The organism is Dokdonia sp. R86516, from assembly GCF_044596715.1.
GTDB lineage: Bacteria > Bacteroidota > Bacteroidia > Flavobacteriales > Flavobacteriaceae > Dokdonia.
Genome location: NZ_CP138998.1, coordinates 1,239,857 through 1,254,600, shown reverse-complemented (window position 1 = coordinate 1,254,600; position 14,744 = coordinate 1,239,857). Strand labels below are relative to the sequence as shown.

12 protein-coding genes and 1 tRNA gene are annotated in these 14,744 nt (G+C 40.9%); 5 read left to right on the top strand and 8 right to left on the bottom strand.

Annotated features, from left to right (window positions below; all coding sequences use genetic code 11):
- Positions 1-53: 53 nt before the first annotated feature.
- From SJY23_RS05780 to SJY23_RS05760, 5 genes are all read right to left on the bottom strand, one after another.
- Positions 54-1,499 carry an HTTM domain-containing protein gene (locus SJY23_RS05780; protein ID WP_396597796.1) on the bottom strand — a complete coding sequence of 482 codons (1,446 nt, stop codon included), beginning with the start codon at positions 1,497-1,499 and terminating at the stop codon, positions 54-56.
- 9 nt (positions 1,500-1,508) lie between these two features.
- Positions 1,509-2,438: a bifunctional riboflavin kinase/FAD synthetase gene (locus SJY23_RS05775; protein ID WP_396597795.1), complete on the bottom strand. Its 930-nt coding sequence runs from the start codon at positions 2,436-2,438 to the stop codon at positions 1,509-1,511.
- 2 nt (positions 2,439-2,440) lie between these two features.
- On the bottom strand, positions 2,441-3,070 hold the full coding sequence (gene pth, locus SJY23_RS05770) for an aminoacyl-tRNA hydrolase (RefSeq protein ID WP_396598107.1): 630 nt from the start codon (positions 3,068-3,070) through the stop codon (positions 2,441-2,443).
- Between the two features lie 138 nt (positions 3,071-3,208).
- Positions 3,209-3,844, bottom strand: a complete 636-nt coding sequence (locus SJY23_RS05765) for a 50S ribosomal protein L25/general stress protein Ctc (RefSeq protein ID WP_035334918.1) — start codon at positions 3,842-3,844, stop codon at positions 3,209-3,211.
- Between the two features lie 26 nt (positions 3,845-3,870).
- Positions 3,871-4,812 (bottom strand): ribose-phosphate pyrophosphokinase, encoded by a 942-nt coding sequence (locus SJY23_RS05760; protein WP_035334919.1) that lies wholly within the window; start codon positions 4,810-4,812, stop codon positions 3,871-3,873.
- A gap of 147 nt (positions 4,813-4,959) precedes the next feature.
- Here SJY23_RS05760 and SJY23_RS05755 point away from each other — a divergent pair.
- A tRNA-Leu gene (locus SJY23_RS05755) sits at positions 4,960-5,040 on the top strand.
- A 34-nt stretch (positions 5,041-5,074) separates the two neighbouring features.
- Here the strand turns inward: SJY23_RS05755 and SJY23_RS05750 are convergent.
- A complete protein-coding gene (locus SJY23_RS05750; RefSeq protein WP_396597794.1) occupies positions 5,075-5,461 on the bottom strand; it encodes a DUF2721 domain-containing protein in 387 nt (128 codons plus the stop codon).
- A 206-nt stretch (positions 5,462-5,667) separates the two neighbouring features.
- On the opposite strand from SJY23_RS05750, the gene SJY23_RS05745 reads away from it, so the two are divergent.
- The 4 genes from SJY23_RS05745 to SJY23_RS05730 all read left to right on the top strand — a co-directional run bounded on the left by SJY23_RS05745 (position 5,668) and on the right by SJY23_RS05730 (position 11,206).
- Positions 5,668-5,979 (top strand): hypothetical protein, encoded by a 312-nt coding sequence (locus SJY23_RS05745; protein WP_396597793.1) that lies wholly within the window; start codon positions 5,668-5,670, stop codon positions 5,977-5,979.
- Positions 5,980-6,104: 125 nt separating this feature from the next.
- Entirely contained in the window at positions 6,105-7,133 is a 1,029-nt protein-coding gene (locus SJY23_RS05740; protein WP_396598106.1) for a ligase-associated DNA damage response exonuclease, read from the top strand.
- Complete coding sequence (locus SJY23_RS05735) at positions 7,130-8,725, top strand: ATP-dependent DNA ligase (RefSeq protein WP_396597792.1); 1,596 nt, start codon at positions 7,130-7,132, stop codon at positions 8,723-8,725. The genes SJY23_RS05740 and SJY23_RS05735 overlap by 4 nt, the downstream gene beginning before the upstream one ends.
- Before the next feature lie 9 nt (positions 8,726-8,734).
- Positions 8,735-11,206 (top strand): ligase-associated DNA damage response DEXH box helicase, encoded by a 2,472-nt coding sequence (locus SJY23_RS05730; RefSeq protein ID WP_396597791.1) that lies wholly within the window; start codon positions 8,735-8,737, stop codon positions 11,204-11,206.
- Between the two features lie 20 nt (positions 11,207-11,226).
- On the opposite strand, the gene SJY23_RS05725 is transcribed toward SJY23_RS05730, so the two are convergent.
- Together SJY23_RS05725 and SJY23_RS05720 are read right to left on the bottom strand one after the other, a co-directional pair.
- Entirely contained in the window at positions 11,227-12,129 is a 903-nt protein-coding gene (locus tag SJY23_RS05725) for a histone deacetylase (protein WP_396597790.1), read from the bottom strand.
- Between the two features lie 488 nt (positions 12,130-12,617).
- Entirely contained in the window at positions 12,618-14,741 is a 2,124-nt protein-coding gene (locus SJY23_RS05720; RefSeq protein WP_396597789.1) for a Tex family protein, read from the bottom strand.
- Positions 14,742-14,744 lie beyond the last annotated feature (3 nt).

Below are 14,744 nucleotides of genomic sequence, written 5' to 3'. Positions count from 1 at the left end.
ATTGATAAACACTGTTTCTACAATCAACTTAAGTCAAGATTATGTTTTTTAAACTATCTGGAATCTTTACCTTCAGAAACACTCTCAAAACTAGGAAACAACCCCTTATCATCCAGATAACCATCACTATCTAGCACCCAAGGATTATGAGAAAACCAGTTCCAGTCTACACTTGCGAGATCTACTCCTGGATCTATAAGCTCTTGTGACTTACGGCCGTTTATGCGAATTCTACATTTTACGTAGACCGCTACGTCTTGCCCTTCTGTCTTTTTGAGCTGTTTTATGTATTGTGCAAATTGCCATATCACATCTGGTTTTGATCTGATGTTGCGTTGTTGGTTTTTTGTGAGGTACTCTTTATGGTCTAGTGTAGTTCGCTTACCAGTTGCCTTATCTTCTACCGTAAACGTTACCGTTCCACCTTTAGAGCGGAGCATCATACGCCAACTCAAACGATGCCCTTCCTCAGACCACAGCACATTGTCTCGTATAAAATGCTGTCGCAGTGGCAAGCCTATTTGAACTATAAAATATACTGCAAACACAGCGAGCATTGCTGTTTTATATTTAGGAATAATTAAAGTTTGAGGTGAGTCACTAAATGAATCAGTTGTAAGTTCCTCATTATAAAGATTCACTTCGCTGCGCTCGTAAAACGGTTTCCAGCGTTTAAGAAATAAATTATGAATGGTTTTCGGCTCAAAAAAGAATACCGTGAAAGCCAGTGACATGTATGGAAAAATCCCAATCTGAAACACAAAAGAGTTAAAAAGATGAAAGAATATAGATATAAAAAATGCCCACGTGCGTGTTCGTTTCCACAGTAATAATGGGATAATTAATCCGTCAAAAAGAATTCCTACGTAAGAAATTATCCAGTGTGTCCAGTCCTTCTGGAGCACACCACCCACGAGCCAATAATCTTTCTTACCACGCATTAATATTTCTGGTACCGTCGCATCTAGCCAGTCTGGATATATTTTGGCAATAGACGCGTAGGTGTAAACAATCCACAGTTGTAGAATGATAAACAAAGTCACCCAGCGTGGCATACTTATATTTCTTACGCTTTCGCGAAAGCGTGCATCAAGAGAAAACGCAGCGTTTGCAGGGAGTATTGCCATAATCCATAACAGCAGCATTAATAGGTAATAGTGGTTATTATAAGCGGTTTTTTGCATGAAATACACGGTACTCCACATAATTGCATAGCCAATTATCGCTACACGATATTTAAAACCAAGCATTACCATCACTCCAAAAACTCCCATCAATCCAAACCAAGCATACATTTGTGGTCCAGGTCCTGGAAATGTTTGTAAAAAGTCAAACCCTATAAAGTTAAAGGTAAATTCTGGTGTTACTAGTATACGTCGCACCCATCCAGTAGCAAGCGCTCCCCAAGCCTCACATGTAATAAGAAAACCAAAAAAAACACGAAACACAATGAGCGTGCTGTTATCTATTCTAGTAAAGAGGAGCTTATTAAGTGACATCTTATTTGATTAGAGCTTATTTATATAATCCCGTGCATACTTCTCATCCTCTTTCATCGCTTTTACAAGCTCATCTACACTCCCAAAGGTTTTCTCATCACGTATACGGTCTAGCAATTGTATCTCTAGCTCTTGTCCATATAAGTCCTTACTGAAGTCAAAGAAATAGGTTTCAACAGTTTGCGCACTTCCTCCTACTGTTGGGTTTGTGCCTATATTCATCATCCCGTAAACAACATTTCCGTTTATACGAGACTGCACTACATAAACGCCTTGTGCGGGTATTAGTTTATAATCTTGAGCTATATCAAGATTTGCGGTAGGATACCCTATGGTTCTACCTAGGCTCCTGCCTTTTACAACGGTTCCCGTAAGCATAAATGCTTGATCTAGATAGTTATTTGCTAGCGCCACATCTCCTGCCTCTAGTGATTTACGCACTTTTGTAGAGCTTACAGCGACGTCTTCTAGTTCTTGCTTTGATATCTCTTCCACCTCAAAACCTAGTTGCTCTCCAAAACGCTTGAGGTCCTCAATATTAGCATTACGATTGCGTCCAAAACGGTGATCGTAACCTATAATTACTTTCTTTGCGTTAAGAGAATTTACAAGAATCTCTTCAACAAATGTCTCCGCGTGATACCTTGAAAAATCTAAGGTAAAAGGATGAATCACGAGGTGATCTAGACCTAGACCTTCCAATAGTTGCGCTCGCTCATCTATGGTATTTATGAGCTTGAGCGAAGTATCCTTCTGTAACACCATCCTAGGGTGCGGAAAAAAGGTAAGTACACATGACTCCCAGCCATTTGCTCGCGCACTTTCGTTAAGCCTATTAATAATCTGGCGATGTCCTAAGTGTACTCCGTCAAAGGTACCTATCGTAACGACAGTTCCTTTTTCTGAGCTAAATGTATGTGCGCTATTGTGAGTTTTCAAGATTATTTGCCGTTGTACGCGTTCATTGTATTATTAATTCCTCCACTCACAAAAGAAGTGATTACCTCACAACTCTTATCTAAGCGCTCAGGAAGACTAGCTTGCTCCTCTGGCGTCCATTCTCCTAATACATAATCTACTTGACGTCCCGTAGAAAAAGCATCACTTATACCAAAACGAAATCTATTATATACAGATGTGTTCAATTGAGCTTGCGTGTCTTTTAGTCCATTATGCCCTCCAGCAGAACCTTTTGTTTTCACTCTTATGGTTCCAAAATCTAGATTCAAATCATCTGTTATAACCAGAAGATTTTCGACTAATATCTTCTCTTGTTGCATCCAGTATCGTATGGCCTTACCGCTTAAATTCATAAAGGTATTGGGCTTCAATAAGATTACGGTTTTACCTTTTACTTTGGTGCGCGCGATGTCACCTAGTTTTTCAGTTTCAAAAGAGGTTTCTTGCGCTTTCGCGAAAGCGTCTACCACCTTAAATCCTATATTATGCCTAGTTTCTGTGTACTTAGGACCTATGTTTCCTAAACCAACGATGAGAAATTTTTTCATGGGGTCTATTACTTCCTCTTCTGTCGTTACTTTTCTAAATAGTCTACCGAAAAAAGAGCGCATCATATGCTATTTTGTTAGAATGTAATTTATGGTCATCCTTCATTAATTAAGTTAAAGACACCGCTTATTACTATCGTATAAAAATAAAAAAAGCATCTCGAAGAACGAGATGCTTTTGTATTAAATATAACGGATTGATTACTCTGCTGCTGCAGCGGCATCATCTGTTTGTGTAGAAGGAACATCTCCTGCTTCAGTTTCTTCTTCATCATCATCGTCATCAAGGATAGCTGTACGAGAAGTTCTAACTTGACACACTACTGTGTTATCAGGGTGCATAAGTGTTAGGTTTTCTTGTGGTAAAGCTCCTATGTATAACTTGTTACCTATTTTCAGGTTTGTGATATCTGCAACTAAGTAATCTGGAAGATCTTTAGGAAGTGCTTTCACACGTAATACACGGTTTGTTTTACGTAAAACACCACCATTCATTACTCCACGAGAGTTACCTGTAAAGTGTACTGGGATATTCATTGTTACTTCTTTACCATCAAAAATCTGGTAGAAGTCTATGTGTAAAATACGATCAGTTACCGGGTGGAACTGGATATCTTGAAGAATCGCCTTTACGGTTACACCGTCTAATTCGATTTCTACTGTGTGCGCGTCTGGAGTGTATACCAATTCTTTGAACGCAAGTTCTGGTGCGCTAAAATGCAATGGCGTGTCCCCTCCGTATACAACGCAAGGTACCAGTCCAGCATTACGTAAGGCCTTTGTAGCTTTCTTGCCTACGCTTTCTCTTTTAGATCCGTGGATCGAAACTGATTTCATATTAAATAATTATAGTTAAAAAAATATTACATAATAAACTTCGATGAAATACTCGTGTTACTATTTACACGGTGCATAACATCTGCAAAAAGTGGTGCGCAGGTCAATACCCTTACTTTATCACTTTTGTGTTCTTTAGGAATTGAATCTGTTACAATCAATTCCGAAAGTTTACTGTTTTCTATCTTATCGTAAGCGTTACCACTTAAAATTGCGTGGGTACAGATCGCTCGTACACTAAGCGCACCCTTTTCTATCATCAAATCTGCAGCCTTGGTTAAAGTTCCTGCAGTATCTACCATATCATCTACAAGTACTACGTGTTGTCCTTCAACACTACCTATAAGTTCCATGTGTGAGATTACATTTGCTTTTGCTCGTTGCTTAAAACATATAACAACATCACTCTCCATCGCCTTACTATACGCATAGGCTCTTTTACTACCTCCCATATCTGGAGAAGCAATCGTAAGATTTTCTAATCCTAGTTCCTTTAAATAAGGTAAGAATATAGTAGACGCAAATAAATGATCTACTGGCTTCTCAAAAAATCCTTGTATTTGATCTGCGTGTAAGTCCATAGTGATAATACGCGTAGCACCTGCTGTTTCTAGTAGGCTTGCCATAAGCTTTGCAGCAATAGGCACTCTAGGTTTATCCTTACGGTCTTGTCGCGCCCATCCAAAATAAGGTATCACTGCCGTTATGTGTCTTGCACTAGCACGCTTTGCAGCATCTAGCATCAATAACATTTCCATCATATTATCTGATGATGGCATGGTGCTTCCTATAATAAATACACGTGATCCACGTACAGATTCTTCAAAAGAAGGTTGAAATTCTCCATCACTATATGTCGATGTTATGACGTTACCCAGCGGCTGCCCAAAGGCTTTTGCGATTTTTTCGGCCAGTGGTTTGCTGTTTTGACAAGCAAATATCTTCGGTTGCGGTACGGTAGCGGTCATCTGTTGTGACAGTTATATGGTTTAATTACAATTCTTTTCCCTCTAAGGAGGTGCAAAAATAGGAATTAAAAATGAGTAGAGCAGTACAATAAATGATGTTTTATACGCTGTAAATTAAATTATTCTTTAATTTTGCACTTCCAAAAAGCCTAGGTGGCGGAATTGGTAGACGCGCTCGACTCAAACTCGAGTTTCTTTGAAGTGTGGGTTCGATTCCCATCCTAGGTACAAAAGCCTCAATCTGTAACGATTGAGGCTTTTTTTATTCCATATCTCGCAGCTGTATAGAAAGTGCCTTTGTAGAAAGCTGTACTTCTATTAAGGAAAGTACAAGCGAGAGCATTAATGCAAATAGACTAACCCCAAAAACGATTTTTGCATAAAATGCCTCTTCTATATAAATTAAGAACATCGTAATGACCGCTAGTAGAAAACTTACAATCGCTACTGCTTGCATGTTTTTAATAATAGTGAGTCGCTTTCTCAGTTTCTTAACCTGCAGTCCTACTCCTTCGGCATGCGTTTCTTGATAAGAAGCATGCAAATTACGTATCAAACCTGCAATTGCAAGATAACGGGCATTATAGGCTAACATCGTAAGCGATATTGCCGGAAACAGTAATGCAGGAATACTTAAGGATAGGTTCATCTTTTTCTTTTTTCAAAATTACAGCTTAGAACTTTAAACATATACCCTATAATTAGTTGACAAGAGGATTATTACAATTTTTAAAACCCTTAACATTCTCTCACAAACAATGGTTAATTAAAAACCGATAGGCTAAGACTAGCGCTATATTTATACTCAGTAAGCAACTATGTTAGCTTACCGAAGCTAACTAAACCATCGATATTATGAAGACCATACTTATATTATTCAGCACTGTTTTATTAGGAATGAGCCCTTTTACGACAACAGAGAATTCTAAAGAAGCATTTACAGAGCATCTTACATTTGACGCTTACGAGGGAGGATATTTCTTCTTTACAGATGGCGACAATGAACCTAAAATTTTAGAAATTGATGCTACTACAAGTATCAATGGTAAGCTACTTACAAAGAATGATAATGTAGGTCTAGAATATTTAGTTCACTATAAAACCATTGATAAATCTGAAGATAGCTCAAGTGATGGAATTATCCTTCATTTAGAAGTAATCAAATAAGAACTGCCCTTACAACACCTAAAAGCCTCTTGCAAAAAGAGGCTTTTTTATGCCCTAAAGTTTTCCTAAAACCCTAATGTAAAGGTATGTCGACCCGTATCTTTAAGATGAAAAAGAAAAACAGCTTGAAAAAACCACTTCTAGAATTTACAGATAAGGGCATCTATTGCCCGCCCGCAAAGGTCTATCTAGACCCGTGGAAACCTGTAGATAAAGCCCTCATCACGCACGGTCACGCAGACCATAGTCGATGGGGACATAAACAGTACATCACACACGAGAGCAATGTGCCTATCATCTCACATCGTCTGGGTGATATTAATGTTTCTGGGGTACGCTTTCGCGAAAGCGTAAACATCAACAATGTAAAATTCACCTTTCACCCAGCTGGTCACATCCCTGGGTCTAGTCAGATACGTGTAGAACACAAGGGCGAAGTGTGGGTATTTACAGGAGATTATAAGACTGAAGTAGATGGTATCTCCCAACCCTACGAACCCGTAAAATGCGACACTTTTATTACCGAATGTACCTTTGGACTCCCAGCCTTCAAGTGGACTCCACAAGCAGAAGTAATGCACGACATAAATACTTGGTGGGCGCAAAACAAAGCCGAAGGAAAATGCTCTGTGCTTTTTGCTTACAGTTTAGGTAAAGCACAACGATTATTAAAGCACCTTGACCCGAGTATTGGAAAGATTCTTACACACGGCGCAATCGAAAAAATGACCGAAGTACTGCGCCCTATGATCGATATGCCAGCAACAGAATTAATCACTAGAGATACTAAAAAGGAAGATTTTAAAGGAAGTATCGTTCTAGCACCACCAGCCACTCACGGCAGTAAGTGGATACGCAAAATGGTGCCATATGTAACTGCAAGCGCAAGCGGCTGGATGGCTTTTAGAGGAGCACGAAGACGCAGAGCTATTGACAAAGGCTTTGTGCTAAGTGATCACTGTGACTGGCCTAGCTTACTACAAAGTATAGAAGCTACAGGTGCAGAAAAAATTATCTGCACACACGGATATACAGATATTTTCTCGCGCTATTTACGTGGTCTGGGTTATGATGCTCGTACAGAAGAAACGCAATATGAAGGCGAACTAGCAGAAGGAGATGCAAAAAAAGAGGAGGAGGAAACTAGCGTATGAAACTATTTGCAGCACTCATAAAGACACTCGATTCCACAAATAAGACTAACGAGAAGGTCAAGGCACTTGCGCATTACTTCAGAGAAGCGCCAGATAAAGACAAAGTCTGGACGATTGCCATCTTATCGCACCGCCGTCCTCCAAGACCTGTAAACACAACCTTACTTAGGGAATGGGCGAGCGAACTATCAAACATCCCGTTATGGCTTTTTGAAGAAAGCTATCACATCGTGGGTGACCTTGCAGAAACGATTGCACTCGTTGTTCCCGAAGCAACAGCATCTTCAGAGAAGTCGCTTACTCAGTTTCTGGAAGAGATGATTTCGCTTAAGCGAAAAACGGATGAAGAGAAAAAGGAATACCTCTTTGATAACTGGGCAAATCTCAACTATTATGAACGTTTTGTATTTACAAAGCTTATTACCGGAGGCTTTAGAATAGGCGTGAGTCAAAAGTTAATGACACGTGCATTATCACAAGCTACAGATATAGAAGAAGACGTACTAGCTTATAAACTTATGGGAGACTGGAAACCGCAGACGGTCACCTTTCACGACTTGGTTATCGAGGAAGATGCAAGTCAAGAGTTTTCAAGGCCGTATCCGTTTTACCTTGCCTATGCAGTTGAAGATGAACCTTCGGCGCTGGGTGATGTGACAGACTTTCTTGCCGAACATAAGTGGGATGGTATTCGCTCACAAACCATCTTTCGTAATGGCGAGATTTTTATCTGGAGTCGCGGTGAAGAGCTAGTGACAGATAAGTACCCAGAACTAGAGATTCTTAAAGAACACATACCAGACGGAACGGTCATAGATGGTGAGTTACTGCCTTTTTATGATGGGCAGATTGGTACTTTTAACGACTTACAAACGCGTATAGGACGTAAAACGGTGAGCAAGAAAATGCTCAAAGAAGTGCCTGTGATTATCAAGGCTTATGACATTTTAGAATGGAAAGGGAAAGACTTGCGTGAGACCGCCTTCGCGAAAAGGAGAACAATTCTCGAATCGTTATATCGCAATATCACAGATAAAGAACTGCCTATAGGGATTTCTGAAACTATGGAGTTTGATAGTTGGGAAGAGATGGCACAAGAAAGAGACCGCAGTAGAGAGATGCGCTCTGAAGGATTAATGATTAAGCGTAAAGACAGCCCCTATCGCGTAGGTAGAAAAAAGGGCGACTGGTGGAAATGGAAAGTAGATCCGCTCACCATTGATGCGGTGCTCACTTATGCAATGCGTGGTCACGGTAGACGAAGTAATTTATTTACAGATTACACCTTTGGTTTATGGAATGAAGATAAAACCGAGCTCGTTACTTTTGCAAAAGCCTATTCAGGTCTCACAGATGCTGAGTTTAGAAAAGTAGATAACTGGATTAAAAAAAACACATTAGAACGTTTTGGCCCAGTGAGATCTGTAACTCCGCATCACGTGTTTGAAATTGCCTTTGAAGGTATAGCATTATCAAAAAGACATAAAAGTGGTGTCGCCACGCGTTTTCCAAGAATGCTACGCTGGCGACACGACAAGAAAATAGAGGATGCAAATACGCTGGAGGATTTGAAAGGGATGATTCCTAAATAATATATTTATTTGAATAATAAAGAACTACTCGATATCGCAAATAACTGGTTCCAGTTGCAAGACTGGAAACCTTTTCCATTTCAAAAACAAACGTGGAAGGCGTTTCTGGCGGGTAAAAATGGATTGCTTAATGCGCCTACGGGAAGTGGTAAGACGTATGCGCTTTGGTTTCCGGTGGTTCTTAATTACATCAAGAAAAATCCAGATTACAAGACCAAACATAAAAAAGGACTTAAGGCTATTTGGATCACTCCGCTGCGCTCGCTTTCTAATGAGATTGAGCTTTCGGCTTCTCGTATCACACAAGATCTCGGCACACAGATGACGGTAGGAATACGCAATGGCGATACTTCTCAGTCTGAACGTGCAAAGCAAAAACGTTCTATGCCAGACTTGCTCATCACCACACCCGAGAGCTTGATGCTTTTGATTGCTTCCAAAGGATATGAAAAGGTTTTTAAAAATTGTTCGGCTATAATTATTGACGAGTGGCACGAATTACTAGGTACAAAAAGAGGTGTACAGATGGAACTCGCGTTGAGCCGATTGAAAACTGTCGCTTCAGATATGCGTATCTGGGGGATTTCGGCAACGATTGGGAATCTAGAGCAAGCTCGAGAAGTATTGCTGGGTTATGAGAGTGACGCTTTTCGCGAAAGCGTAATTATCAAAGCAAACATCAACAAAAAAATCACTGTCAAGTCTATCATTCCAGACGAAATGGAAACCTTTCCTTGGCGTGGTCATTTGGGATTGCACTTGCTTGAGTACGTAGTGCCAATTATCAACAACAGCAAAACGACCTTACTATTTACAAACACGCGAAGCCAGTGTGAGATTTGGTTTCAGCGCATTCTTGCGGCACATCCTGAGTATGCTGGTGAGATTGCAATGCATCACGGGAGTATTAATAAAGAGACGCGTACGTGGGTTGAGGGCGCCATTCGGAATGGCTCTCTCAAGGCGGTAGTTTGTACTTCTAGCCTTGATCTCGGAGTAGACTTTGCGCCTGTTGAAACCATTATCCAAATAGGCGGCCCAAAGGGTGTCGCTCGCTTTTTACAACGTGCTGGGCGATCTGGTCACAGCCCTGGCAAGGAGAGTGTGATTTACTTTTTGCCTACGCACGCCATAGAGCTAGTAGAAGCCTCTGCTTTGCAGCGCGCCGTTAAGGAAAACACGGTAGAAGATAGAATTCCGTATCTCAATAGTTTTGATGTACTGATTCAATATCTCGTGACGCTAGCCGTGTCTGACGGATTTTTACCCGAAGATATCTGGCCAGAGATACAGACTACGTTTTGCTTTCAAGCAATGACAAAAGAGCAATGGGAATGGTGCCTTAATTTTATGACAATGGGTGCACAATCCCTGCAAGCTTATGATGAGTATAAGAAGGTGGAGATTCTTGAGGACGGCAGATTTAAAGTGAATTCTCGTATGGTGGCAATGCGTCATCGTTTACAAATAGGGACGATTGTGAGCGATGCAAATCTTGTAGTCAAATATCAAAAAGGTGGTTACATTGGTACCATAGAGGAGTTTTTCATTAGTAAGTTAACGCGTGGTGATGTGTTTACTTTTGCAGGTCGCAACCTCGAGTTTATCCGTATTAAAAATATGGAAGTACACGTGCGTAACAGCTCAAAGAAAACCAATAAAGTCCCCTCGTGGATGGGCGGTAGACTCACTTTAAGCAGCCAGATGTCGCAGCTGCTACGAGAGGAACTGTATACGGGGAATTCGCTTTCGCGAAAGCGGTCTTTAGAGATTAATGCGCTAGAGCACATTTTTAGACAGCAAAAGGTAGAGAGTATCATCCCAAGTGATGAGCAACTGCTCATTGAGACTTTTAAAACACGCGATGGCTACCATCACGTTTTTTACCCTTTTGAAGGTCGTTTTGTGCACGAGGCTATGGGAAGTTTACTTGGGTATCGTCTTAGTTTGCTAGACCCTATCACCTTCTCCCTCGCCTTTAATGACTACGGTTTTGAGCTACTTTCAGACCAACCTATAGACATACAGCAGCTACTAGATAACGACCTATTTACGACGGCATATATGCACGACGACTTGCAGAATAGTCTCAATGCTACGGAAATGGCCAGACGAAAATTTAGAGACATTGCGGTAATTTCTGGGCTTGTTTTTACTGGCTTCCCAAACAAGCAAATCAAACAAAAACACCTGCAAAGTAGTAGTCAGCTGTTTTTTGACGTGTTCCGTGATTATGAGGCAGATAATTTATTATTTCAGCAAGCATTTACAGAGACTTTTGAGCATCAACTAGAAGAAGGTCGATTGCAGCAAGCGCTTGAGCGCATAGAGACGCAAGAAATTGTCTGGATGGATTGCGACCAACCTACGCCTTTATCTTTTCCAATAATTACAGACCGCTTACGCGAAAAATTGAGCAGCGAAAAACTAGCCGATAGGATCAAGAAAATGACCGCAAAGTTGATGAAGAAAAAGAAATAATTGTCTTACGAAAGATTGCACTAGAAGTAAATATCTTGTGCCGTTCTAAAAGTATTTGCGTGCGCGTCAATGATCACTTTTATATCTGGAGAATAGCCGCCGCCCATACTACATTGTACAGGAATTTTTAAATCGTGACAGGTTTGTAACACAAACCGATCGCGTTCTTTACAACCTTCTATGCTACACCCCAATTTACCCAATTTGTCACTCGCTAAAATATCGACTCCGCACAGATAGAAGATGAAATCTGGTTGTTGTTCTTTAATGAGATTAGGCAATGTTTTTTTGAGAATATCGAGATACTCCGCATCGCCTGTATCGGTCTCTAATGCAATATCAAGATCTGAGATTTCTTTTCTAAAAGGATAGTTTGCCTTACCGTGCATAGAAAACGTAAACACCGAATCGTCACCCGTAAAAATCTCTGCCGTTCCGTTACCTTGATGAACATCGAGGTCTACAATGAGAATCTTCTTTGCAAGCTTAGTTGCTTGTAAATACCGCGCAGCAATCGCTTGGTCGTTGAGAAGACAAAATGCCTCTCCGTGATCTGTATAAGCGTGGTGTGTACCACCAGCAATATTCATTGCAATACCATTTTCTAGCGCGTAGTGACACCCATCAATGGTGCCTTGAGTGATGATTAATTCGCGATCTACAAGTTCTTGTGAGAGCGGAAAACCGGTTTTTCGCTGTGCTCTAGGATCGATAGCTAGCTCTTTGAGATTCTCTACATATTCTGTAGTATGACATCGTAAAATATGCTCGTGAGCTACCTGTACAGGCTCGAAGAAATTATTTGCATCACACGTACCTTCATATACTAACTGCTTAGGAAGCAAATCATATTTCTCCATAGGGAAGCGATGCCCCTCCGGCAGTGGATGTTTGTAAATGGGGTGGAATGCGATTTTGAGCATTAAGTATATTATGGTGAGTATACAAATATACAATCACTCGTCATTTCGAGCTTGTCGAGAAATCGCATTGGAGTGAGCACATAAAAAAATGAGGAGCTACTCGTGTGACCTCTCGACAAGCTCGAGGTGACTAGGACTATGTCGCGAATAATCAAGTTTTCCGCAGCCTGTATTCTTGAGCTACTCGTGTGATCTCTCCTATCGTCGAGATGACAATCACTCGTCATTTCGAGCTTGCCGAGAAATCGCATTGGAGTGAGCACATAAAAAGCAACTCGTGCGACCTCTCGACAAGCTCGAGGTGACTGCGGCTACAACACAAACAATCAAGTTTTCTGGAAGTTGTGCTCTTGAGCTACTTTCTTGATCTCCCCTTACGTGGAGATAACAACCACTCGTCATTTCGAGCCTGTCGAGAAATCGCATATGAATAAGTTCACAAAAAGCTACTTGTGTGACCTCTCTACACGCTCAAGGTGACAAAACTTTTACTTCTCCAACTTCAATTGTATCCTCTTTCTTGCGATATCTACTTCCAGTACTTTTACAATAACTTGCTGTTGTAAACTTACGTGTGCACTCACATCGCTCACAAAACCATCTGCAAGGTTTGAAATATGTATGAGTCCGCTTTCTTTAATACCAATGTCTACAAAGGCTCCAAAAGCTGTTACATTATTTACAATCCCTGGTAGCAATTGGCCTGGCTGTACATCTTCTATCGTGCGTATGTTTTGATTAAATGTAAACACCTTCGCCTTTTCTCTAATGTCTAGCCCAGGCTTTTCTAGTTCGCTTACAATATCGGTGAGCGTAGGAAGTCCAACCTCATCGGTTACATATTTTTGAAGGTCTATCGATTTAAGAAGGCTTGTGTTTCCAATCATTTCGGCGACAGACACTTTTTGATCTTTGGCGATACTTGCAACCAATTTATATCTTTCTGGATGTACAGACGAGTTATCTAATGGATTCTCGGCACCAGTGATTCTCAAGAAACCTGCGGCTTGTACGAATACTTTTCCTCCCAAACGTGGTACCTTTTTAATCTCTTGACGTGTTTTGAAGGGTCCTTCGCTTTCGCGAAAGCGTACTACACCCTCAGCAAGTTTTGGTCCAATACCTGACACATAACTCAATAGCGGTGCACTTGCCGTATTTATATTTACACCCACGGCATTTACACAGTTTTCTACCGTTTGATCTAGTGATTTTTGAAGTGCGGTCTGATCTACATCGTGCTGATATTGCCCTACGCCAATTGACTTTGCATCTATCTTCACCAGCTCTGCCAGCGGGTCTTGCAACCTACGACCTATAGAAACTGCACCACGAACTGTCACATCATAATTAGGAAACTCATCGCGGGCGATCTTGCTTGCACTGTAAATAGAAGCTCCTGCCTCACTCACTACAAAAACTTCCATCGCATTCTTAAAGTGGATGCGTTTTACAAGTCGCTCGGTCTCGCGGGAAGCCGTACCATTACCGATGGCGATTGCTTCAATTTTATAAGCATCTGTAAGACTAGAGATTTTCTTTATAGCGCCTTTGTCATCGTTTTTTGGTGCGTGTGGATAGATGGTTTCATTATGTAACAACTGTCCCTGTGCATCGAGGCACACAAGCTTACAACCTGTTCTAAAACCTGGGTCTAGCGCAAGAATACGCTTCTCACCTAGCGGCGAACCAAGGAGTAATTGTTTTAAATTTTTTGCAAATACTTGGATGGCGGTTTCATCTGCAGTTTTCTTTGCTTCTGAGAGACGCTCATTGCTCAATGCAGGAAATAATAGTCGCTTGTAGGCGTCTTTTATGGCAAGTTCTATCTGGGTAGCGCTATCGCCACGTGAGCGTATGAGTTTGCGTTCTATTTTCTCTAGCGCGCGCTCATCGTCAATGACAACTTTGACACGAATGTAACCTTCATTTTCAGCTCTTAAAATGGCAAGTAGTCTGTGTGACGGACAGCGGCTCAATGCCTCAGACCAGTCAAAATAATCACGGAATTTCTGCGCTTTCTCATCGTTTGCCATTTTTTTAACCACCTTCGTCTCTATGGTGGCAAAACGTTTTAACTGCTCACGTATATTATTACGTATATCTGCACGCTCATTAATCCACTCGGCTATGATGTGACGTGCTCCTTCTAACGCACTTTGTGCATCTAGTATTTCGCTATTGGTATATCGATGCGCTAGTCCTTCTGGGTCTTGCGCATTTTGAGACATAATGATTTTGGCAAGTGGTTCTAGTCCATTTACACGTGCTGTCTCGGCTTTCGTTTTACGCTTTTTCTTGTATGGTAAATACAAGTCTTCTAGCGTAGTAAGATCTTGCGTTTTTTCAATCTTATCTTTGAGTTCGCTAGTAAGAACGTCTTGCTCTTCTAGTGATTTAAGAATTGATTTTTTACGTTTTTCTAAAGTCTCAAACTGCTCTTTAAGCTCGATAATCTTTCCTATCTCTACCTCGTCTAGTCCACCCGTCGCTTCCTTACGGTAGCGAGCTATAAATGGGAGTGTGCAGTCTTCGTTGAGGAGATCTAGTGTATTTTTTACACCTTTTTCTGATAAGCCTGAGCTTTTGATTACGTATTGTAAAACCTCCACACG

Bases quoted from the DNA above. Each gene is read 5' to 3' on its own strand.
- SJY23_RS05745 (WP_396597793.1), top strand. From the start codon at position 5,668: ATGAAGACCATACTTATATTATTCAGCACTGTTTTATTAGGAATGAGC.
- pth (WP_396598107.1), bottom strand. From the start codon at position 3,070: ATGCGCTCTTTTTTCGGTAGACTATTTAGAAAAGTAACGACAGAAGAG.
- SJY23_RS05760 (WP_035334919.1), bottom strand. From the start codon at position 4,812: ATGACCGCTACCGTACCGCAACCGAAGATATTTGCTTGTCAAAACAGC.
- SJY23_RS05750 (WP_396597794.1), bottom strand. From the start codon at position 5,461: ATGAACCTATCCTTAAGTATTCCTGCATTACTGTTTCCGGCAATATCG.
- SJY23_RS05725 (WP_396597790.1), bottom strand. From the start codon at position 12,129: ATGCTCAAAATCGCATTCCACCCCATTTACAAACATCCACTGCCGGAG.
- SJY23_RS05735 (WP_396597792.1), top strand. From the start codon at position 7,130: ATGAAACTATTTGCAGCACTCATAAAGACACTCGATTCCACAAATAAG.
- SJY23_RS05780 (WP_396597796.1), bottom strand. From the start codon at position 1,499: ATGTCACTTAATAAGCTCCTCTTTACTAGAATAGATAACAGCACGCTC.
- SJY23_RS05765 (WP_035334918.1), bottom strand. From the start codon at position 3,844: ATGAAATCAGTTTCGATCCACGGATCTAAAAGAGAAAGCGTAGGCAAG.